Annotated in this window: 21 protein-coding genes; 19 read left to right on the top strand and 2 right to left on the bottom strand. The window is 59.1% G+C overall.

The window, feature by feature from the left end:
* The first annotated feature begins 93 nt into the window (after positions 1-93).
* From aspS to HMPREF2734_RS08280, 16 genes are all read left to right on the top strand, one after another.
* Entirely contained in the window at positions 94-1,905 is a 1,812-nt protein-coding gene (gene aspS / locus HMPREF2734_RS08355) for an aspartate--tRNA ligase (protein ID WP_070570469.1), read from the top strand.
* 8 nt (positions 1,906-1,913) lie between these two features.
* Positions 1,914-3,254: a phosphotransferase gene (locus HMPREF2734_RS08350; RefSeq protein ID WP_070423085.1), complete on the top strand. Its 1,341-nt coding sequence runs from the start codon at positions 1,914-1,916 to the stop codon at positions 3,252-3,254.
* A gap of 4 nt (positions 3,255-3,258) precedes the next feature.
* Positions 3,259-4,623, top strand: coding sequence for a replication-associated recombination protein A (locus HMPREF2734_RS08345; RefSeq protein WP_070570414.1), 1,365 nt, complete (start codon positions 3,259-3,261; stop codon positions 4,621-4,623).
* 71 nt (positions 4,624-4,694) lie between these two features.
* Positions 4,695-7,364, top strand: a complete 2,670-nt coding sequence (gene alaS / locus HMPREF2734_RS08340; RefSeq protein WP_070570412.1) for an alanine--tRNA ligase — start codon at positions 4,695-4,697, stop codon at positions 7,362-7,364.
* Between the two features lie 111 nt (positions 7,365-7,475).
* Positions 7,476-7,964 (top strand): Holliday junction resolvase RuvX, encoded by a 489-nt coding sequence (ruvX, locus tag HMPREF2734_RS08335; protein ID WP_070423088.1) that lies wholly within the window; start codon positions 7,476-7,478, stop codon positions 7,962-7,964.
* A gap of 2 nt (positions 7,965-7,966) precedes the next feature.
* Positions 7,967-9,118: an endolytic transglycosylase MltG gene (gene mltG, locus HMPREF2734_RS08330; RefSeq protein ID WP_070570411.1), complete on the top strand. Its 1,152-nt coding sequence runs from the start codon at positions 7,967-7,969 to the stop codon at positions 9,116-9,118.
* 20 nt (positions 9,119-9,138) lie between these two features.
* Positions 9,139-9,978 carry a shikimate dehydrogenase gene (locus HMPREF2734_RS08325; protein ID WP_070570467.1) on the top strand — a complete coding sequence of 280 codons (840 nt, stop codon included), beginning with the start codon at positions 9,139-9,141 and terminating at the stop codon, positions 9,976-9,978.
* Positions 9,979-10,034: 56 nt separating this feature from the next.
* The gene (locus HMPREF2734_RS08320) at positions 10,035-10,454 is read left to right on the top strand and encodes a prepilin peptidase (protein WP_070451359.1); all 420 of its coding nucleotides are present in this window, start codon (positions 10,035-10,037) and stop codon (positions 10,452-10,454) included.
* A 37-nt stretch (positions 10,455-10,491) separates the two neighbouring features.
* Positions 10,492-11,718 carry a chorismate synthase gene (gene aroC, locus HMPREF2734_RS08315; protein WP_070570409.1) on the top strand — a complete coding sequence of 409 codons (1,227 nt, stop codon included), beginning with the start codon at positions 10,492-10,494 and terminating at the stop codon, positions 11,716-11,718.
* On the top strand, positions 11,711-12,295 hold the full coding sequence (locus HMPREF2734_RS08310; RefSeq protein WP_083284804.1) for a shikimate kinase: 585 nt from the start codon (positions 11,711-11,713) through the stop codon (positions 12,293-12,295). The genes aroC and HMPREF2734_RS08310 overlap by 8 nt, the downstream gene beginning before the upstream one ends.
* A gap of 41 nt (positions 12,296-12,336) precedes the next feature.
* Positions 12,337-13,389, top strand: a complete 1,053-nt coding sequence (gene aroB, locus HMPREF2734_RS08305; protein WP_070451365.1) for a 3-dehydroquinate synthase — start codon at positions 12,337-12,339, stop codon at positions 13,387-13,389.
* 3 nt (positions 13,390-13,392) lie between these two features.
* Complete coding sequence (gene aroQ / locus HMPREF2734_RS08300) at positions 13,393-13,827, top strand: type II 3-dehydroquinate dehydratase (RefSeq protein ID WP_070423092.1); 435 nt, start codon at positions 13,393-13,395, stop codon at positions 13,825-13,827.
* Positions 13,827-14,918, top strand: a complete 1,092-nt coding sequence (locus HMPREF2734_RS08295; protein ID WP_070451367.1) for an aminopeptidase P family protein — start codon at positions 13,827-13,829, stop codon at positions 14,916-14,918. Before aroQ ends, HMPREF2734_RS08295 begins: the two co-directional genes overlap by 1 nt.
* 51 nt (positions 14,919-14,969) lie before the next feature.
* On the top strand, positions 14,970-15,533 hold the full coding sequence (efp, locus tag HMPREF2734_RS08290; protein ID WP_070451369.1) for an elongation factor P: 564 nt from the start codon (positions 14,970-14,972) through the stop codon (positions 15,531-15,533).
* Positions 15,533-16,066, top strand: a complete 534-nt coding sequence (gene nusB, locus HMPREF2734_RS08285) for a transcription antitermination factor NusB (protein WP_070570407.1) — start codon at positions 15,533-15,535, stop codon at positions 16,064-16,066. Before efp ends, nusB begins: the two co-directional genes overlap by 1 nt.
* Before the next feature lie 129 nt (positions 16,067-16,195).
* Positions 16,196-17,038: a PPK2 family polyphosphate kinase gene (locus tag HMPREF2734_RS08280; RefSeq protein WP_070570405.1), complete on the top strand. Its 843-nt coding sequence runs from the start codon at positions 16,196-16,198 to the stop codon at positions 17,036-17,038.
* On the opposite strand, the gene HMPREF2734_RS08275 is transcribed toward HMPREF2734_RS08280, so the two are convergent.
* Positions 17,035-17,514 (bottom strand): YbjN domain-containing protein, encoded by a 480-nt coding sequence (locus HMPREF2734_RS08275; RefSeq protein WP_070570403.1) that lies wholly within the window; start codon positions 17,512-17,514, stop codon positions 17,035-17,037. The genes HMPREF2734_RS08280 and HMPREF2734_RS08275 overlap by 4 nt on opposite strands.
* The gene (locus tag HMPREF2734_RS08270; RefSeq protein WP_224212667.1) at positions 17,511-17,993 is read right to left on the bottom strand and encodes a YbjN domain-containing protein; all 483 of its coding nucleotides are present in this window, start codon (positions 17,991-17,993) and stop codon (positions 17,511-17,513) included. Before HMPREF2734_RS08270 ends, HMPREF2734_RS08275 begins: the two co-directional genes overlap by 4 nt.
* A gap of 157 nt (positions 17,994-18,150) precedes the next feature.
* Between HMPREF2734_RS08270 and pyrR the strand changes: the two genes are divergently transcribed.
* From pyrR to HMPREF2734_RS08255, 3 genes are read left to right on the top strand one after another with little or no spacing between them, the layout of a single operon-like run.
* On the top strand, positions 18,151-18,711 hold the full coding sequence (gene pyrR / locus HMPREF2734_RS08265; protein ID WP_070570401.1) for a bifunctional pyr operon transcriptional regulator/uracil phosphoribosyltransferase PyrR: 561 nt from the start codon (positions 18,151-18,153) through the stop codon (positions 18,709-18,711).
* Positions 18,712-19,650 (top strand): aspartate carbamoyltransferase catalytic subunit, encoded by a 939-nt coding sequence (locus HMPREF2734_RS08260; protein ID WP_070570399.1) that lies wholly within the window; start codon positions 18,712-18,714, stop codon positions 19,648-19,650.
* The gene (locus HMPREF2734_RS08255) at positions 19,647-20,930 is read left to right on the top strand and encodes a dihydroorotase (protein ID WP_070570397.1); all 1,284 of its coding nucleotides are present in this window, start codon (positions 19,647-19,649) and stop codon (positions 20,928-20,930) included. The genes HMPREF2734_RS08260 and HMPREF2734_RS08255 overlap by 4 nt, the downstream gene beginning before the upstream one ends.
* The last annotated feature ends 3 nt before the right edge of the window (positions 20,931-20,933 follow it).

Here is a 20,933-nt window from a genome sequence, read left to right as displayed (position 1 = left end):
GTGGGGCGGACCTCGCCGAGGCACCACTCAGCCGGGGTAGGTAGACTTTGTCAGGTTAGATTCGCCATCACGTGGAAGGACGTGGAAGAAACCGTGCTGCGCACTCACCTTGCGGGGAACTTGAACAAAGAACTCGACGGTCAGACCGTCACGCTCACAGGTTGGGTGGCCCGCCGCCGTGACCATGGCGGGGTCATCTTTATCGATCTGCGGGACCGCTCTGGTCTCGCTCAGGTTGTATTCCGTGAGTCCGAAGTAGCGGAGGCTGCACACGACCTGCGCAGCGAGTTCGTCATCCAGGTCACCGGTGTGGTTGAGCCACGCCCGGAAGGCTCTGCGAACCCGAACCTTGCATCCGGTGAAATCGAGGTCAACGTCACTGACCTGAAGGTGCTGAACAAGGCTGCAGCCCTGCCATTCCAGATCGAGGATGCATCCTCCAATGAAGTTGGCGAGGAAGCACGTCTGAAGTACCGCTACCTGGACCTGCGCCGCGAGCGCCAGGCTAAGGCAATTCGCCTCCGCGCTAAGGCCAATCAAGCCGCCCGTCGCGTCTTGGACAACCACGACTTCACCGAGATCGAAACGCCTACGCTGACGCGTTCGACCCCGGAAGGTGCACGTGACTTCCTTGTTCCTGCTCGTTTGAAGCCAGGTTCTTGGTATGCGCTGCCGCAGTCGCCGCAGCTCTTTAAGCAGCTGCTGATGGTCGCGGGCATGGAACGCTACTACCAGTTGGCACGCTGCTACCGCGATGAAGACTTCCGCGCAGACCGCCAGCCTGAGTTCACCCAGCTCGATGTCGAGGCATCCTTCGTTGATCAGGACGACATCATCGAGCTGGCCGAGGAAATCCTCGTCGAGCTTTGGAAGCTGATCGGCTACGACATTCAGACGCCGATTCCGCGCATGACCTACAAGGAAGCGATGGAGAAGTACGGCTCCGACAAGCCGGACCTGCGCTTCGACATTCCATTGGTCGAGTGCACCGACTTCTTCAAGGACACCACCTTCCGCGTATTCAAGGCCGAGTACGTGGGTGCTGTTGTGATGGAAGGTGGCGCATCCCAGCCTCGTCGTCAGCTTGACGCATGGCAGGAGTGGGCAAAGCAGCGCGGTGCGAAGGGCCTGGCCTACATTCTCATTCAGGAAGACGGCGAGCTCACCGGTCCGGTGGCGAAGAACATCACTGACGAGGAAAAGGCTGGCATCGCTGCGCACGTCGGCGCGAAGCCGGGTGACTGCATCTTCTTCGCAGCAGGCGAAACCAAGGCATCTCGTGCACTGCTTGGCGCAGCCCGCGGTGAGATTGCGCGCAAGCTTGACCTGATCAAGGAAGGCGATTGGGCGTTCACGTGGGTTGTGGATGCACCGCTGTTTGAGCCTGCTGCAGACGCAACCGCATCCGGTGATGTCGCGTTGGGCCACTCCAAGTGGACCGCAGTCCACCACGCGTTTACCTCTCCGAAGCCGGAGTTCCTGGACAACTTCGAGCAGAACCCGGGCGAGGCTCTCGCCTACGCATACGACATTGTGTGCAACGGTAACGAGATCGGTGGCGGCTCCATCCGTATCCATGAGCACGATGTACAGAAGCGCGTGTTCGAGGTCATGGGCATCACCGATGAAGAGGCCGAAGAGAAGTTCGGCTTCCTGCTCGACGCGTTCAAGTTCGGTGCTCCTCCGCACGGTGGTATTGCCTTTGGCTGGGACCGCATCGTGTCGTTGCTCGGTGGGTTTGAATCGATCCGCGATGTGATCGCTTTCCCGAAGTCCGGCGGCGGTGTCGACCCGCTTACCGACGCGCCTGCTCCAATTCCGGCTGAGCAGCGCAAGGAAACTGGAGTGGACTTCAAGCCGAAGAAGGTTGAAGACAAGGCAGACGGCGAAACGGACACGAAGTAGCCGATTGAATGCAGCCACCGCAGGAACCTGCTCCTGCGGTGGCGCACGACAAAGGGGACCGGATGCAGCCCGAGCAAGTAAGTGACGAGCAAGTCGTTGCAAGCGCTACAGACATTCTCACTCGCCGTTACGGCGGTGAGCAGTCGTTGTTTGAGGTTGAACGCCTTAATGGCTCCGGTCCCTCGATCGTGTTGAGGGCTCGTGTTAAAACGAACCCGTTTTTCCAGCAGCGCTCAGTCATCATTAAGCAGGCGCCGCCAACGGAGTCTGTCTTCGAAGAGGCGGCGTACCTTCGAGAGGTTGTCGCGTACCAATTCGCCACTTCCTTAAGTGAAAAGACCAGGCCTGGCCCTGCGTTGTTGGGCTACGACACGCAGCAACGCATCATTATCATCACCGACTCCGGTGATGGGGAAACTCTCGCAGAAGCGCTTGAGACTGCAAGCGAAGAGGACCACATCGCACTGTTGCGCAGCCTGGGCACAGCACTTGGCCGAATGCATGCAGGTACTGCCGATGAAGAGGAAGCGTTTAACGTCTTACTGCATCGGATGACGCGTTCGCGGCCCAACGCTGCACCGCTGCAACGTTTGAGGGACCGGTTGCTGTCCCATCGGATCAGAGTTGGCTTGCGGATCATGCGTGAGGCCGGAATTGAGATTCCTCAAGAGGTGGTTCTCACGGCTCGTAACATCGAGCGCCGGCTGCTGCGTGGCGGTATGCGTGCTTTTACGCCGTTTGACCTGGCACCAGATAACGTCATTCGGTCTGGGAACTCGTTTCACTTTCTTGATTATGAATCAGCGGGCTTTCGGGATGTTTCATTCGATGTTGCCTACGTAGTTGCGCGGTTCCCGGTGTATTTGGCTTCGCAGCCGTTTAACGAGGAAGCGACCAAGGCGTTCGTCGATGCGTGGCGGATACAGGTCTCTGACCTTTGGCCAGGAGTGCAGCATCCGGATACGTTGCAGGCGCGCATCACGGGTGCACTGGTGGGGTGGGCGCTTAGTAGCGTCGCCATGTTGGAACCGAAGCCTATGGCCGCGTTGTTGCAGGATGATCCGACATTTGAGAAAGAGCTTGAAGCTGCTGGTCTTTCGGCAGGTGATATTCAGGATTTTGATCTTGTAGATGGGGTAGCCGAAGCCATTGGCGACGACGCCGAAGAGAATGCTGGCGTTGTGCTTCGACCGCGAGGTGGAGAACCATTGACCGAAGATGAGCTTCTCGTGCGACGTGATTTGCGCGAGACGTTCGAGTCGTTGGCAGCTTATGCGGGTAGCGGTAAAGACCCCGCATACGTTGTCGTTGCTGAGTTCGCGTCCGAGGTCGCAAGGCGGTTGCGTTAAGGCAATGGGCCAAGAAGAACTTTTCGCGGCTGCTTCTAGCAACGACGTTCCCGGTGCAGCATCGGGGAATAGGGGTACCTCATTTTTTGAAGCTGGCTCGACAGCACCGCTGGCCGCACGGATGCGCCCCCAGTCCCTAGATGAGGTAGCGGGGCAGAAGCATTTGCTCAGCGAGGGAAAGCCGCTGCGTCGGCTCATCGAAGGCTCTGGTGCAGCATCGGTGATTTTGTATGGTCCGCCTGGGACAGGTAAGACCACGATTGCATCGTTAATCGCAAAAACGATGGGGCAGAACTTTGTGGCGTTGTCCGCGCTGTCTTCCGGCGTGAAAGAAGTCCGCGCGGTTATCGACGAGGCGCGGCGTGACCTCATCCGCGGTGAGAAAACCGTGCTCTTTATCGACGAGGTCCACAGGTTTTCTAAAACGCAGCAGGATGCGCTGCTTGCGGCCGTCGAAAATCGCACAGTGTTGCTGGTTGCCGCCACGACGGAGAACCCGAGTTTTAGCGTTGTTGCTCCGTTGTTGTCGCGCTCGCTGCTGCTCAAGCTCGAGTCGCTTAGCGACGAAGACCTTGGCGGAGTCATCGACCGCGCATTGGCAGATGAGCGGGGGTTGCAGGGGCAGGTTTTGCTTGACGACGAAGCCCGCGCACAACTCATTCTGCTCGCTGGAGGCGATGCGCGTCGGGCGCTGACGTACCTCGATGCTGCCGCTGAAGCTGTTTCTGGCGGTGGCACGATCACGCTGGAGATTGTGCGTGAAAACGTCAATCGTGCGATTGTTCGCTACGACCGCGATGGCGATCAGCATTACGACGTGGTCAGCGCCTTTATCAAGTCGATCCGCGGGTCTGATGTCGATGCAGCGCTGCATTATCTGGCGCGAATGATCGAGGCCGGGGAGGACCCCAGGTTTATCGCACGACGTCTGGTCATTCACGCTTCGGAAGATATTGGTATGGCAGATCCGACTGCGTTGCAGACTGCTACCGCTGCGGCGAATGCAGTGCAGTTTGTCGGCCTGCCAGAAGGGCGTCTTGCGCTAGCACAGGCGACAATTCACCTGGCTACGGCGCCGAAGTCGCCTGCCGTCATTAAGGCCATCGATCGTGCTTTAGCGGACGTGCGTGAGGGGCATGTGCCTCCAGTGCCGGCCCATTTGCGCGATGGCCACTATGAGGGCGCAAAACAGATGGGCAATGCGGTTGGATATGTCTACCCGCATGACGACCCGCGGGGAGTGGTCGAGCAGCAATATATCCCGGATGGGCTGGAAGAAGCGGTGTATTACGAGCCGACGGAACACGGCGCGGAGCGCCGAATTAGCGAGTTTATTGGTCGGTTACGCCGACTTGTTCGCGGGCGGTAGCCCAACTGTAGAGGAGTCGCGGGTAAAGTAAGCGCGGAAAAACTCCGGAGCAGTTGAAAGGACACCGAAGCGTGCAAACCCATGAGATCCGAGAGCGGTTTACCAACCATTTCGTTGAGGCCGGGCACACCCCGGTACCGAGCGCCTCGCTGATTCTCGACGATCCGACGCTGCTGTTCGTCAACGCAGGAATGGTGCCGTTCAAGCCGTACTTCTTGGGCGATCAGACCCCAGACTTTGCCAATGGCACGGCGACATCGATTCAGAAGTGCGTGCGTACCCTCGATATCGAGGAAGTGGGTATCACCACCCGCCACAACACGTTCTTCCAGATGGCTGGCAACTTTTCGTTTGGTCAGTACTTCAAGGAAGGCGCCATTACTCACGCGTGGAACCTGTTGACGGGTGCTGTTGCTGACGGTGGCTATGGCCTTGATCCGGAGCGTCTCTGGGTTACGGTCTTCCTTGACGACGACGAGGCGGCCGCAATCTGGCGCGACAAGATTGGCGTTCCGGAAGAGCGTATTCAGCGCATGGGCATGGAGGATAACTTCTGGTCCATGGGTATCCCCGGTCCGTGTGGCCCTTGTTCTGAGATCTACTACGACCGGGGCCCGGAGTACGGCAAGGAAGGCGGCCCAATCGCCGACGACAACCGTTACATGGAGATCTGGAACCTCGTGTTCATGGAGTCCATTCGCGGCGAAGGTGATAAGAAGGGCAACTTCGAGATTGTCGGCGAGCTGCCACAGAAGAACATCGATACCGGTCTTGGCATTGAGCGTGTGGCCTGCATCCTGCAGGAAGTAGACAACGTCTACGAGACGGACCTTCTGCGTCCGGTCATCGATGCAGCCGTGGAGCTCACCGGTTCGAAGTACGACGACGGCAACAAGGAAGACGATGTCCGCTTCCGCGTGATCGCTGACCATGCCCGTACCGGCATGATGATCATCCTCGACGGTGTTACCCCGTCGAATGAGGGCCGCGGCTACATCCTGCGCCGTCTGCTTCGCCGCATCATCCGCTCCGCGCGTCTGTTGGGCGCGACGAAGCCGGTTATGGAGACGTTCATGAACACGATCATGGACACCATGACGCCGTCCTTCCCGGAGATCGCGGACAACCGCGAGCGCATTTTGCGTGTTGCTGTTGCGGAAGAAAGGGCGTTCTCCAAGACACTGGAGTCCGGCACGTCGCGTTTCGACGAAGCCGCAACCGCAGTGAAGGCTTCGGGTGCTGCTGTCCTGCCGGGTGATCAGGCCTTTGAGCTGCATGACACCTACGGCTTCCCGATCGACCTGACGGTCGAGATGGCGCGCGAGGCCGGCCTGGACGTCGATATGGATGCCTTTAACGCTGCGATGCAGGAACAGCGAGAGCGCGCGAAGGCCGACAACAAGGCGAAGAAGCACCGCAACGTTGACGAGTCGCTGTACCGCGAATGGGTTGACAACAACCCGACGGAATTCGTCGGCTACGAGCAGTTGGTCCACGACGGCACGGTCATTGGCCTCGTGCGCGACGGTGAGAAAGTTGGCGAGGTTTCCCAGGGCGACGAGGTCGAGGTCATCCTCGACGTCACCCCGATGTATGCCGAATCTGGTGGTCAGATGGCCGACCGTGGCCGCTTGATCATGGGGGACACGATCCTCAACGTCAACGACGTGCAGCGCGTGGGCAAGAAACTGTGGCTGCACAAGGCGACGGTCCAAAACGGTGGACTGGATCTCGGCTCGACGGTCACGGCTGAGGTTGACGGTGCGTGGCGCCACGGTGCCCGCCAGGCGCACTCCGCAACGCACCTCATTCACGCTGCGCTGCGTGAGGTGCTCGGCCCCACAGCAGTCCAGGCTGGTTCCTTGAACAAGCCGGGTTACCTGCGCTTCGACTTCAACTACACCGAGGCGCTGACCGAGGCACAACTGCAGGAGATTGCGACGATCACGAACCAGGCTGTCGACGCAGACTTTGCTGTCAACACCATTGAGACCACGCTGGACAAGGCGAAGGCCATGGGTGCGATGGCGCTGTTCGGCGAAAGCTACGGCGACGTTGTCCGCGTCGTCGAGATCGGCGGACCGTTCTCCGTCGAGCTTTGTGGCGGTACCCACGTGGAGCACGCCTCTCAGATCGGCCCTGTCGCCGTGCTTGGCGAGTCCTCGGTCGGTTCCGGAGCCCGCCGTATCGAGGCGTACTCCGGTATGGATTCCTTCAAGTACCTGTCGAAGGAGGCAGCGCTGGCTTCTGGCCTGGCTGCGGAGTTCAAGACGCCGACGGAAGATCTTCCGGACCGTATTGCCCAGCTTGCTGAGCGACTGCGTGCGGCTGAAAAGGAAATCGAAAACCTGCACCGTCAGCAGCTGTTGGCTTCCACTGCAAGCCTTGCGGAGGAAGCAGAGACCATCGGCGCGCGTCGCCTCGTCGCAAAGCAGCTGCCCGACGGGATCAACACGGGTGATCTGCGCACGATTGTTTCTGACCTGCGTGGCAAGTTGCAGTCCGAGGATGCGCTGATCGTGCTGACCTCGAAGGTTGGCGACAAGGTTTCTCTGGCGGTTGCAGCAACAAAGGCTGCAGTGGAAGACGGCATCAAGTCGGGCGATGTGGTCAAGGTGCTTGGCGAGTACGTCGATGGCAAGGGTGGCGGAAAGCCTGACCTTGCGCAGGGCTCTGGTGCGAAGCCCGAAGGCATTCCTGCTGCTTTGTCCGCTGTGCGTGACTGGCTTCGCCGGGACTAAGCCTCGCGTTCGCGGACAAACTCGACGCTGACACGCCGAATGCGCGTCCGACGAGACGCACAGCTAACGGCTAGGTTGAGACCAGGCCAGCAGACACGGAAAGGAGCAGCGATGAAGGTGGAGCCAGATCGCCCTGGGGTCGACGACCCCGGTGCGGGACGCCGACTTGGCATTGATGTCGGCACTGTGCGCATTGGCGTTGCCCGCTCCGACCGGGATGCCCGCCTGGCAACACCGGTCGAAACGATTGACAGAGTGACCGGCTTCAAGGACCGCGATGGGCAAGATATCGAGCGGATATTGGAACTCATCGCTGAGAATGAAGCAGTCGAAGTCATTGTGGGGCTTCCTCGTGATCTGCAAGGCAATGGATCAAAAAGCGTGAAACATGCGAAGGAAATCGCATTCCGTATTCGCCGGCGTAGCGATGTGCCGGTGCGGATGGCGGATGAGCGTCTCACCACAGTTGCTGCGACGCATTCATTGCGGATGTCTGGTGTGAATGAGAAAGCAGGCCGTGCGGTCATTGATCAAGCAGCTGCTGTAGAGATTTTGCAATCGTGGCTTGACGGCCGACTGAACTACCTCAAGGAGAACTAACCGTGTCTACCCGTGAAGCCGCACGCCGGCGTACCCGAGGCACCGCGGTGCTAGTCGCATCCATTTTGCTCATCATTGGCCTTGTCGCTTGGATTGCCGTCTTGCGCAACCTTTCGGGTTCGGCAGACTTTGAGGGTGCAGGCAACGGTGAGGAACAGGTCGTTCAAATCAAGGAGGGATCGAGCCTGTCAGCGCTCGGCCCCGAGCTTGAAGAGCGCGGCATTGTTGCCAGCGACGGTGCTTTCCAAACAGCGGCAGCGAATAACCCTGATGCGGGAAACATTCAGCCCGGCTTCTACAGATTGCAGGGCAAAATGAGCGCGAAGTCAGCGGTTGAGGCACTCCTTGATCCCGCGCAGCGCATCACCCCTCTGCAGGTTTACGGAGGTGCGACGTTGATGGATATCAACGTCGTTGGCGGCCAGACTCGGTTCGGTATTTTCTCGATGATCCAGTCGGCTACCTGTGGCGAGGAGGTAACACCGGATTGTGTCAACGTGGAGAAGCTGAACAACGCTGCGGCGAACAGTGATCCTGAGAAGCTCGGTGTGCCGGAGTGGGCTCGTGAAACGGTTGCTGCCCGTGCTGGCGACGCGAAGCGTTTGGAGGGCCTCATTGCCCCTGGTGAGTACATCATCGACCCGCACGCGAGCGCCGAGGATATTCTTTCGGATCTGGTGACGCGCTCTGCGAAGCAGTATGACGCAACCGACATTGTCAACCGCGCGCAAGTGATTGGCTTGAGCCCGTACGAGTTGCTTGTCGCTGCGTCCTTGGTTGAGCGTGAGGCGCCGGCCGGAGAGTTTGACAAGGTCGCTCGCGTCATCTTGAACCGTCTCGATGAGCCGATGCGACTGGAATTCGACTCCACGGTGAACTACGGGCTGCCGAGCGTTGAGGTTGCAACCACAGATGAAGACCGCAAGCGGGTTACTCCGTGGAACACGTACGCAATGGATGGCCTGCCGCAAACACCGATTGCATCTCCGTCCATTGAGGCGATCGATGCAGTAGAGCACCCAGCTGACGGCAACTGGCTGTTCTTCGTCACCGTGGACAAGGACGGCACAACCATCTTCAACGACACGTTCGAGCAGCACCTCAATGACACGCAGCGCGCGATCGATTCAGGCATCCTGGACTCGCAGCGTTAGTTATGGAGTCGTCGCGCAGCATGAACTCAGCCAAACCTGTGTCGGGGACTGTGACGAATCGGGCAGCGGTCCTCGGTTCACCGATCGAGCACTCCTTATCGCCGGTTCTTCACAATGCGGGTTACGAGGCGGCGGGCCTCACTGGGTGGCATTACTCGCGCCAACAGTGTGTTGCAGATGATTTGGCTGATCTCGTCCGCAACGCCGATCCGAGTTTCCGGGGCTTTTCTGTAACCATGCCGTGCAAGTTTGCCGCTCTCGCGGTGGCGGATGAAGTCACTGACAGGGCACGTGAGATCGGCTCCGCAAACACACTGACGCGTATCGACGACAACCGTTGGCGCGCCGACAACACTGACTGCGAGGGCGTGATTGCTGCCATTGGGGAGCTACTTGGTCCCGATTCCCCGGTTCACGCCGTTATCGTTGGCGCGGGCGGTACAGCGCGCGCAGTCATGTGGGCCTTGCGGCATATTGGAGTCCGTGAGGTAACCGTGGTCAACCGCACTGACCGCAGCGGGGAGTACACAGACCTTGCTGCGGAGATGGTGCTTAACTTCGTGGATTTCGAGGCACCTCTAGCGGACATTACGTCCGCATCGGACCTCGTCATTTCGACTGTCCCCGCCGGGGCAGCTGACTACGTGGCATCCGATCTTGCACACGCCCCGGTGTTTGACGTGATCTACGACCCGTGGCCCACGCGGCTCGCCGTAGAGGCTGCAGCGAACGGCTACCGCACCGTTGGTGGACTGTCGATGCTTGCCGGACAGGCGTACGCTCAGTTCGAGCAATTCACCGGTGTGGACGCACCGCGACAGGCGATGCGCGACGCGCTGATGCGGCACGCGAACTCGTAAGAAGCAGCTCGCTTGCCAGAGCGGTTCGAAGTACTCAACTTCGGTACGCTGTCCATATGGAATTCGGGGGAGTTTTGGGGGCCACTGTTGCTGCCTGCTGGACAGCGGCCCTGATGGTGTTTGATGTTGCGTTTCGGCGTCTGCCGAATGCGCTGACAGTGCCGCCGGCCATTGTGGCGCTGATTGCTTGCCTTCTCGCGCCATTTCTTGGTGAGGCGACGTTGCTGTGGGCACTGCTGTGGCCGGGGCTGTATCTGTTTTCGCCTCAGGGGGTCGGTGGTGGGGACGTTAAGTTGGCGCTGCCGCTGGCGATGGTGTGTGTGATCTCCGGAAAACTGCCGGCGGTACTCGTTGCGATTGGTGTGTCCGGCCTGCTCACAGTCTTAATGGCGTGGTTAAGTCGCAGCCGAACCGTCGCACATGGTCCATCGATGCTTGCCACAACGTGGCTCGTCGTAATGTATTTCGGGGTATAAGCACATCTATCGCAGCTGCTTGTGCGAGAATGTCGCCATGCTTCGTTGGACTACAGCCGGTGAATCGCACGGCCAGGCCCTCGTAGCCCTCGTTGAGGGCATGCCTTCTGGGGTGCCGGTATTGAAAGAAGAAATTGCTCATCAGCTCGCTCGTCGCCGTCTCGGTTATGGCCGTGGCGCGCGAATGAAGTTTGAGGCAGATGAGCTCACTTTGCTGACGGGCGTCGTGCACGGCTCATCTATCGGTAGCCCGGTGGCTATCCAGATTGGCAACACCGAGTGGCCGAAGTGGACCACGATCATGTCTGCTGAGCCGGTTGATGCCTCTGACCCTGAGGTGGCAAAAGAGTTGAGCTCTGGTCGCGGTGCGTCGTTGACCCGTCCGCGTCCGGGGCACGCCGATTTCGCCGGCATGATCAAATACGGTTTCGGTTCTGCACGTCCTGTGCTTGAGCGTTCCTCTGCACGAGAGACTGCTGCCCGCGTAGCAGCCGGTACGGTTGCCCGTAGCTACCTGCGTGAGGTTCTCGGGGTTGAGGTGTTTTCCCATGTGGTGTCGATTGGGGAGTCGGTGCCGTACGCAGGAGAATCGCCAAGCTTCGCCGATATTGAGGCAATTGATGCTTCCCCTGTTCGTGCGTTTAACAAGGACGCCGAGGCGGACATGGTCGCGTGCATTGAGGCTGCGAAGAAGTCGGGCGACACGCTCGGCGGGATCGTTGAGGTCATTGTGGATGGGCTGCCGATCGGCCTTGGCTCCCACATTTCTGGCGAACGACGCTTGGATGCGCAGTTGGCAGGCGCGCTGATGGGTATCCAGTCGGTGAAAGGCGTCGAAATCGGCGACGGTTTCGAGGAGGCGCGTCGCCGTGGATCGCAGGCACACGACGAAATCGAGCGTACCGAAGATGGTGTGCGGAGGCTGACCAACCGTGCAGGCGGTATCGAAGGTGGCATGACGAATGGGGAGCAGTTGCGCGTTCGCGCTGCGATGAAGCCCATCTCGACTGTCCCTCGTGCCTTGAAGACGGTTGATATGAGCACCGGCGACGCTGCCACGGGGATTCACCAACGCTCCGATGTCTGTGCCGTGCCCGCTGGTGGTGTCGTTGCAGAGGCAATGGTTGCGCTTGTTCTGGCACAGGCTGTCTCTGAGAAATTCGGGGGAGACACGATTGAGGAGGTGAAGCGCAACGTAGAGTCGTACAAGGAGTACGTCGCACAACGTCTTGCGTTTGATCAAGTTAGGGATGCCGATGACTGAGCTCACTGATTTGCAGGCAGTAGAGGCATGCAACGAGGAGTCAACAAATACAAGTCCGGCGACGGTTCATACGGCTCCTCGCGTGGTGCTCGTCGGTATGCCGGGGTCAGGTAAGTCAACGATTGGTCGTCGAATAGCTAGCGCGCTGAACCTGCCGATCATGGATTCGGATCTGCTCATCGAACAGGCTGAAGGCAAAGCGTGTGGCGAGGTGTACGCCGAGTTGGGTGAGGATGCCTTCCGTGAGCTCGAAGTCGGGTTTGTGGCACGTGCTCTGGCCACCGGTGGGGTAGTCAGCCTCGGCGGCGGTGCGATCGTGACCGAGGAAGTGCGACAGCTGCTGCAGCGCCACACTGTTGTTTGGATCGATGTCAGCGCGGAAGAGGGTATTCGCCGCACAGCACAGGATTCCACTCGACCAGTGCTTGACAGTGATGATCGCGAGCAGCGTTACCGCGACCTCATGGATCAACGTGAACCGCTGTACCGCGAAGTGGCCACGTTCCGCGTCCGCACGGACGCGCGGCCACCGCAGCGTGTTGTCGCAGAGATTTTGGGTTTCATCGACGGCGAGTAGTTTCCGTCAGGCTTCAGTTCTGTCAAGCGAAGGAGCAAACAATGGCAGTGGTATCCGTCACGGGCCCAAGTCCGTACGACATTCATATTGGCAGCAATAACCTTGACGCCGTAGCAGGTCACCTTGCGGATTCCGGCGCACGCCGTGTGCTGGTGGTCCACCAGGAACCGTTGCGTGCCGTTGCTGAGGACCTTGAGCACATGCTTGAGCAAGCGGGCCTGGCGCCGGTCTTGGCATGTGTTCCCGATGCGGAGGCTGGAAAGGATCTTCCGGTGCTTTCCCACTTGTGGGACGTGTTGGGGGAGCACGGGTTCTCGCGCCAGGACGCCGTTGTCGGTTTGGGTGGCGGCGCTGTGACAGATCTTGCCGGTTTCGCCGCGGCCACGTGGATGCGCGGCATCAAGGTTGTGCATGTGCCGACGACATTGCTCGCCATGGTTGATGCGGCAGTCGGCGGCAAGACTGGCATCAACACGACCGCAGGTAAAAATCTCGTCGGTGCGTTCCACGAGCCGAATGCGGTGTTTATTGATCTCGCTCGTATTGCAACGCTGCCTGAGCAAGAGGTTGTTTCAGGTTCTGCTGAGTTGGTAAAGACGGGCTTTATTGCGGACCCGCGGATTTTGGAGCTCTATCAGGAGGGCCCAGAGCATCACTGGGCGGAGCTTGTCGAGCGCTCTGTCAGCGTAAAAGCCAAGGTCGTGGGGGAGGACCTCAAGGAAGCTGGGCTGCGCGAGATTCTTAACTATGGCCACACTCTGGGCCATGCGATCGAACGTCGCGAGCATTACATGTGGCGCCACGGCAATGCCGTCGGGGTGGGCATGATGTTTGTGGCACACCTTGCTCATGCGCGCGGGCTTATCGACGATGACCTGGTCGCCCTCCACGAGACCGTCATCAGTGGTGCGGGACTTCCCACGCGCTACGAGGCCGGTGCGTTTGAAGAGTTGCATGAGGCGATGCTTCTGGACAAGAAGAACCGCGACGGCAAGATCCGATTTGTCGTCCTGGACGGCCTTGGGTCCTGCACTCGCCTGGAGGACGCAACTGTGGAAGAGATGCGCGCGGCGTACGCAAAGATTTCGGAGTAGAACATGAAAATCTTGGTACTCAATGGTCCGAACCTCAATCGACTCGGCAAACGCCAACCGGAGGTGTATGGGACGGTCACGCTGGCGGACGTCGAAAAGCAATTGCACGATCACGCAGCCGATCTTGGGGTTGAAGTGGAGTGCCGCCAGTCCAACTACGAGGGCCAACTCATTGACTGGGTGCATGAAGCAGCCGATAACACTTGGCCGGTGATCATTAACCCGGGTGGTTTTACCCATACCTCGGTTGCGCTTCGTGATGCACTGGTAGAACTAAATGATCACCAAGGTTTTATTGAGGTGCATATTTCGAACGTGCACGCGCGCGAGTCGTTCAGGCACCATTCGTACCTCTCGCCAATCGCCGTAGGCGTGATCGCGGGGTTGGGTACGGAAGGCTACCGGCTCGCGTTGGACTACTTCGCAAGGAGGAAATGATGGCATTGGCCGATACTCGTTTTGAAACTCGTCGGAGGAAACTCTCGTCGCAACTTGCGGCACAGCGTATCGACGACATGCTGGTCACCCATTTGACCCACGTGCGTTACCTGTCTGGTTTCTCCGGCTCGAACGGCGCGCTTCTGGTGTCGAAAGACCGTACTGCGAAGATCGCAACCGACGGTCGTTACACCACTCAGATTGCTGAAGAGGTCCCGGATATCAAGGCGACGATTGCTCGCGCGACAGCAACCGAGTTGTTGTCGCAGGTTACCGAAGGCCACCGTGTGGGCTATGAGGCCGATTTCGTTTCCGTTGCGGAGCTCAAGCGCCTCGAGGATGCATGCCCGGAGGGCGTAACCCTTGTGCCGGTTTCTGGCGTGATTGAAGGGATCCGCTTGTTTAAGGACAACCTTGAACTCACCCGTCTGACTGAGGCTGCCGAGCTGGCCACACAGGCGTTGGAGGAACTCGTCGCCGCAGGAGAATTGCGAGCAGGCCGTTCTGAGCGTGACATTGCCGCTGACCTTGAGTACCGCATGCGTCGACTTGGTGCAGAACGCCCAAGTTTTGACACGATTGTCGCCTCCGGCCCGAACGCCTCGAAGCCACACCATCAGGCCGGCGACCGTCTTATCGCCGAAGGCGATTTGGTGACCATTGATTACGGTATGCACCGCCTCGGGTTCAACTCCGATATGACCCGTACGTTTGCTATCGGGGAAATCGGTCAGTTGGAGCGCGAGATTTACGAAGTGACGCTTGCATCCCAGCTTGCTGGCGTGAAGGCAGCCACGGCGGGAACGGCACTTGTGGATGTAGACAAGGCCTGCCGCGACGTTATTGAAGAGGCAGGCTTCGGCGAGTACTTCGTTCACTCCACTGGCCACGGTGTCGGCCTGGACGTGCATGAAGCCCCGTCTGCCGCACAGACCGGCAAGGGAGACCTAAAGGAAGGTATGACCCTGACCATTGAGCCGGGGATCTACATTCCGGGCAAGACCGGTGTGCGTATCGAGGACACGTTGATCATCACATCAGGGAAGCCACGGATTATCACCAAGTACCCGAAGGAATTGACGGTGCTGTAGCATTGCTGTGTTTGTACACGTTCCGAAACAATTACGAGGAAGGTACCACCCATGGCAACTACCGCCGATTTTAAGAACGGTCTTGTGCTGAAGGTCGATGGCAAACTGCAGCAGATCGTTGAGTTCCAGCATGTCAAGCCCGGTAAGGGACCGGCATTCGTGCGCACCAAGCTTAAGGATGTCGTCTCCGGAAAGACCGTTGAGAAGACGTGGAACGCAGGTGTGAAGGTGGAGACCGCGACGGTTGATCGTCGCGATATGACCTACCTGTACAACGACGGCACGAGCTACGTTGTCATGGACGACAAGACCTTCGAGCAGTTCGAGCTGCCGGCCGACAAGTTCGGCGATGCAGCACGCTTCCTGCTGGAGAACATGCATGTTCAGGTTTCTTTCCACGAGGGTGAAGCACTTTTCGCTGAGCTTCCGATCTCTGTGGACCTCAAGATCGAGCACACCGAGCCGGGTCTGCAGGGCGACCGTTCCACCGGTGGTACCAAGCCGGCAACGCTGGAGACTGGTGCTGAGATCCAGGTTCCGCTGTTCCTGGAAACCGGCAACGTGGTCAAGGTTGACACGCGTACTGGCGAGTACCTCTCTCGCGTGAACAACTAATGCTCGACTACAAACGTCATGGCGCCCGTTACCGGGCGCGCCGTCGTGCGGTAGACATGCTGTTCGAGGCGGAGACACGGGATATCGATCCGGTTGCCATCGTTGAGGACCGCACTGAGCTTTCGCGGAATCCGTTGAACGCAGTTGCGCCGGTTGCTGACTACACTCGCGAGATTGTCGCAGGCGCTGCGGAGAAGCTCGACGACTTGGACGATGCGATTGAGCGCTCACTCAGCGAGGACTGGGAGCTGTTTCGTCTGCCAGCCGTCGACCGTCAGATCCTGCGCGTGGCCGCCTGGGAGATCTTGTTTAACGACGAGGTCGATGCGCCGATCTCGATCAAGGAAGCGGTCGAGATGGCGTCTGAGTACTCAGGTGCCAAGGCTGCGCCCTACATCAACGCGGTGTTGGATCGGATTGCCTCGTCCGTTGATCCGAATTCTCCGTTTTTCGTTGTACCTGATGGTGAACATGCCGACGAGGAGGAGGGTCAACCTGACGGCCTCGGCGACACCGAGAGCGACGAGGAGTAGCTTCCTCAGTATTTGCGAAGCGCATTGGAGCCGTTACTGATTGTTGTTCGCACTTGCCGTATTTTGTGCGGAAGAGGCAGACATCAGTAGCGGCTTTTGTTATGCGAACGATCTTCAAGAAAGGATGCCATGTCGAAACTCACTGTTGAAGAAGCGAAGCAATTTCGGGTCGGTCCCGACTTTCAACTTGCGGATGTAGATCCAACAGCGACACCCGGGGTGAAGGATGCCGCTGAGGTGTTTAATGACTACGACGATGAACTCGATGACCTGCAAAGGCGGCTGTACGCCAACGGTCGCGTAGGCAACGAGGATGCGGGCTCGGTGCTGTTGGTGCTGCAGGGGATGGATACGTCAGGCAAAGGCGGGATCGTCCGCCACGTCGTCGGTGCGACCATGGACCTTCAAGGCGTACACGTCCAGGCGTTCGGGCGTCCAACGGAGGAGGAGGCATCTCATGATTTCCTCTGGCGGTTCTACGACCACCTCCCAAAACCTGGGCAGATCAGTGTCTTCGACCGTTCCCATTACGAAGATGTACTTGTGCAGCGCGTGAAACAGATGGCTTCACCGGAGGAGATTGAGCGCCGCTACGGAGCAATCGTTGAGTTTGAACAGGAGATTGCCGCCCGTGGCACCAAGATCATCAAGGTTATGCCACACATCTCACGGGAGTTTCAGGCAGAGAACCTGAAGAAGCGCATTCTGCGGGAAGACAAGCACTGGAAGTACAACCCGGGTGATATCGATGATCGTCGGCTCTGGAGCCAGTACATGGCGGCGTATCAGATCGCAATGACGCGCACGTCGACGGAATCTGCGCCGTGGTATTGCATTCCTTCGGACGATAAGAAGTACTGCCGCAGTGTGGTGAAAGCGTTGCTTTACGACGCTTTAGAGTCGCTCAACCCGACGTGGCCCGAGCCCGACTTCGACGCTGAAGTCGAGCTTGAGCGATTGGAGAACTCCTAGTCCTCGTCGGGGGCAGGCGCAGATTTAGACTGCGCTGCGCTTGCTTCCTCAGCGGTGCGCTTGATCTCGCCCACCAGCACCTGCATGGCATCTTGGGTTTCCAACACACCAGCAACAGCGGCCTTGAGCGAGGACGCGAGTTGCTCGTCGCTTAGCCCTGCGCCGATCGCGATTTCCGATTCGGTGCGCACAACGATCGTCTCGGTGCGGTTGACCACGAGCGCACGCGCGTCGAGGTACGAGCTGTTGACCTGGTTTGCGGCCAGGTACAAGGTGGCATCGGGCGTGTCGGACGGGGTGTCGGTAACCGAGTCCGCACGCAGGATCAACACTGAGTCCAACAGGACAAACAGCAGGTTGAATCCCTTGTAATGGGCGTGGCCTGCGCGGCCAGACGGGTCGTCGGAAACTTCGATGCCCTGCTTCGCCATCGTTTCGATGACGCGGTCGATGGTTACTTGAGTTGCGGTGCTCACTGCTGCGGTTCCTCCCAGTTCACGACGGTCGGGAAAGTGGTTTTGAGGTAGTCGAATGCCTGAAGCGTGGCGTCGATAGACGTCACAATGAAAGAGCCGAGCTGGTTGAATGAGGCTCCATCGGCGATGTTCATCGAGCGAATGGCGCTCACAGCCAGGTTGTCCTCACCGCGTTCGAAGAAACGCAGGGTCGGTGCAAAATGCGTCTGGTTGTGCTCGTTGCAGGCAAACAGCACCTGCGATGCGCTATCGCGGGGAAACTCGCCACGCCACAGGGCCTCGAAGATGAGGTGATCGCCGTCGAGGGCAATGACGATTGCTGCGTTGATAAAACCAGAGCGCACGGCTTGATCTTCGACGCGGTATTCAAGGTTTTCTTCCTCAAAAATCGCGGCGATTGCTTCGGTAGTCACCGGTTCCGGAACGTTGCGTTCTGGGTGCTCGTTGGGCTGGATGGCTTCAGTCTCTTCTGTAGTCACACTTGCGAGAATACCCATCTGGGTGAAACTCCTCGCGATGGCGCGGTGCTGGTGCTAATGTGAAGCGCAGTCTCCGAGACTTCACACGGCCCCGATAGGCGGGACCGCGTCGATATTTCCTTTAAATGCCGCACAGAGAGGCGGGGAAGGAGGTTCGATGAGTGGAAACGAACGGTCGACGGTTGAGCTGCTGAACGCTCAGGACGTCGGTCGCACTGTTGCACGCATCGCGCACCAGATCATCGAGAAGACAACGCTGGACGACAGAGACGGACCGCAGGTCATTCTGCTGGGGATCCCGTCCGGTGGTGTTCCGTTAGCGCAGCGTATTGCGGAAGCGGTTGAAGAATTTTCAGGCGTGAGCGTGCCAGTAGGCAGTCTCGACGTCACTTTGTACCGCGACGATCTCCGCGACAAGCCACATCGGGCACTGCGCCCAACCCACATTCCGGTCGACATCGACGGGGCAATTGTCGTGCTTATCGACGATGTCTTGTACTCCGGCCGAACCATTCGCGCCGCCCTTGATTCGCTGCGCGACATCGGTAGGCCAGCCGCGATCCAGCTCGCAGTGCTGGTCGATCGTGGCCACCGGGAACTGCCAATCCGCGCGGATTACGTAGGCAAGAACATCCCCACATCGAAGGACGAAGATGTCACTGTCGCGATCGCCCAGCTCGACGGCGAAGATCGCGTGACCCTGGAACGGGAGGCGTAAATGAAGCACCTCATCGATATTGCAGATCTCAGCCGCGACGAGATCATCGAGCTAATGGATGAAGCGGACCGCTTCCGGGAAGCTCTGGATGGTCGTGAGATCAAGAAGCTTCCGACCCTGCGCGGCCGCACTGTGATGACGTTGTTCTACGAGAACTCGACGCGTACCCGCTCGTCGTTTGAGACAGCGGGCAAGTGGATGAGCGCCGATGTGATCAATCTGTCTGCGTCTTCATCTTCGGTGAAGAAGGGTGAATCGCTCAAAGACACCGCTGCAACCTTGGAGGCAATCGGTGCAGACGCGATCATCATGCGCCACCCTGCTTCGGGTGCGGCACAGCTTCTGGCCAAGTGGTTGCCGAATACAAGCATCGTGAACGCAGGTGACGGCCAGCACCAGCACCCGACACAGGCTTTGCTGGATGCGGTGACCATGCGCCAGCACATTGGCGATGTCGCTGGAAAGCGCGTCCTGATCGTCGGCGATATTTTGCACTCCCGTGTTGCTCGCTCGAACGTGGACCTGCTGCACATCTTGGGCGCAGAGGTTGTGTTGGTTGCGCCGCCGACGCTGCTGCCTACCGGTGTGGAGTTCTGGCCGGCACGTGTCTCGTATGACTTCGATGCCGAGATTGAGCACGCAGATGTCGTGATGATGCTGCGCGTGCAGGCCGAGCGCATGAACGGCGGGTTCTTCCCGTCGCACCGCGAATACGCCACCTTGTACGGCTTGAGCGTTGATCGAGCCGACCGCATGAAGGATTCGGCGTTGATCATGCACCCGGGTCCGATGCTGCGCGGCATGGAAATTAACTACGACGTGGCTGATCGCGACAATGCTGTCGTCCTTGGCCAGGTCTCTAACGGCGTGTACACCCGCATGGCCGTGTTGTTCACACTGCTCGCCGGCACTGGCGGCGAAGAAGGAGCGATCAAGTGACCAAGCTTGCACTCAACAACGTTCGTCCATATGGCGAGGACGTGACCAGCATTCTCATTGACGTGGAAGACGGTGTCATCGACTCCATTGGGGACAACCCGTTTGACGATGCTGATGAAACCATCGACTGTGGTGGCAACGTGTTGCTTCCTGGTCTCGTCGATATGCACGTGCACCTGCGTGAGCCGGGCCGCGAGGACACCGAAACCATCGCTACCGGCTCGGATGCTGCCGCCAAGGGAGGCTTCACCGCTGTATTCACCATGGCGAATACCAACCCAGTGATCGACCAGCCGTTCCTCGCCGAGGCGGTGTGGGAGAAGGGGCAGACCTACGGCAAGTGCGATGTCTACCCAGTTGGCTCCATCACTAAGGGGCTGGAAGGCAAGTCGCTCACCGAGATCGGTCTGATGGCCCGCAGCGGTGTGCGCATGTTTTCCGACGATGGCAAGTGCGTCAACGACCCGCAGCTCATGCGCCGCGCTATCGAATACGCCAAGGCACACGACGTGATTCTTGCCCAGCATGCGGAAGACCACCGCATGACCGAGGGCGCTGTAGCCCACGAAGGCGAGCAGGCAGCGCGCCTGGGGCTTCGCGGTTGGCCGCGTGTCGCGGAGGAATCCATCGTCGCACGCGACGCCATCATGACTCGTGACTACGGTGGTCGTTACCACCTCTGCCACGCGTCGACCGAAGGCACGGTCGAGCTGCTTCGCTTCGCCAAAGCACAGGGCATCAACGTTACGGCAGAGGTCACCCCGCACCACCTGCTGCTTACCGACGAAATGCTGTCCACCTACGACGGTCTCTTCCGCGTCAACCCTCCACTGCGCGAAAAGCGCGACGCTGAAGCGCTCAAGCAAGCGCTTCTCGACGGCACCGTGGACGTCATCGCCACCGACCACGCTCCTCACGGATCTGAAGACAAGTGCGTGGAGTTCGAGCACGCCAAGCCAGGCATGCTCGGCCTAGAAACGTCCATGGCGATCGTGCACCGAGTCTTCGTCGAATCGGGTCTTGCTGACTGGCGCTTCGTGGCCAAGGTCATGAGCGAGCGCCCTGCCGAAATTCTGCGGCTTGAGGACCAGGGCCGTCCGATCGCGGTTGGCGAGCCAGCAAACCTGACCTTGATTGATCCGCAGGACACCTGGACCGCAAAGGGCAAGGATATGGCGTCGAAGGCGTCGAACACTCCCTACGAAGGCATCGAATTTAACGCACGCGTAGTTGGCACCTGGCTGCGCGGCACCCAAACCTACTCTGCAAAGAAGGCCTAAACC

This window comes from Corynebacterium sp. HMSC055D05 (assembly GCF_001810365.1).
Taxonomy (GTDB): domain Bacteria; phylum Actinomycetota; class Actinomycetes; order Mycobacteriales; family Mycobacteriaceae; genus Corynebacterium; species Corynebacterium coyleae.
This window is presented reverse-complemented; position numbering and strand designations above follow the sequence as displayed.

What these genes read in the sequence shown, in the direction of transcription:
- HMPREF2734_RS08350 (WP_070423085.1), top strand. Translation starts at nt 1,914, where the DNA reads ATGCAGCCACCGCAGGAACCTGCTCCTGCGGTGGCGCACGACAAAGGG.
- HMPREF2734_RS08345 (WP_070570414.1), top strand. Translation starts at nt 3,259, where the DNA reads ATGGGCCAAGAAGAACTTTTCGCGGCTGCTTCTAGCAACGACGTTCCC.
- ruvX (WP_070423088.1), top strand. Translation starts at nt 7,476, where the DNA reads ATGAAGGTGGAGCCAGATCGCCCTGGGGTCGACGACCCCGGTGCGGGA.
- HMPREF2734_RS08325 (WP_070570467.1), top strand. Translation starts at nt 9,139, where the DNA reads ATGAACTCAGCCAAACCTGTGTCGGGGACTGTGACGAATCGGGCAGCG.
- HMPREF2734_RS08320 (WP_070451359.1), top strand. Translation starts at nt 10,035, where the DNA reads ATGGAATTCGGGGGAGTTTTGGGGGCCACTGTTGCTGCCTGCTGGACA.
- aroC (WP_070570409.1), top strand. Translation starts at nt 10,492, where the DNA reads ATGCTTCGTTGGACTACAGCCGGTGAATCGCACGGCCAGGCCCTCGTA.
- HMPREF2734_RS08310 (WP_083284804.1), top strand. Translation starts at nt 11,711, where the DNA reads ATGACTGAGCTCACTGATTTGCAGGCAGTAGAGGCATGCAACGAGGAG.
- aroB (WP_070451365.1), top strand. Translation starts at nt 12,337, where the DNA reads ATGGCAGTGGTATCCGTCACGGGCCCAAGTCCGTACGACATTCATATT.
- aroQ (WP_070423092.1), top strand. Translation starts at nt 13,393, where the DNA reads ATGAAAATCTTGGTACTCAATGGTCCGAACCTCAATCGACTCGGCAAA.
- HMPREF2734_RS08295 (WP_070451367.1), top strand. Translation starts at nt 13,827, where the DNA reads ATGGCATTGGCCGATACTCGTTTTGAAACTCGTCGGAGGAAACTCTCG.
- efp (WP_070451369.1), top strand. Translation starts at nt 14,970, where the DNA reads ATGGCAACTACCGCCGATTTTAAGAACGGTCTTGTGCTGAAGGTCGAT.
- nusB (WP_070570407.1), top strand. Translation starts at nt 15,533, where the DNA reads ATGCTCGACTACAAACGTCATGGCGCCCGTTACCGGGCGCGCCGTCGT.
- HMPREF2734_RS08280 (WP_070570405.1), top strand. Translation starts at nt 16,196, where the DNA reads ATGTCGAAACTCACTGTTGAAGAAGCGAAGCAATTTCGGGTCGGTCCC.
- pyrR (WP_070570401.1), top strand. Translation starts at nt 18,151, where the DNA reads ATGAGTGGAAACGAACGGTCGACGGTTGAGCTGCTGAACGCTCAGGAC.
- HMPREF2734_RS08260 (WP_070570399.1), top strand. Translation starts at nt 18,712, where the DNA reads ATGAAGCACCTCATCGATATTGCAGATCTCAGCCGCGACGAGATCATC.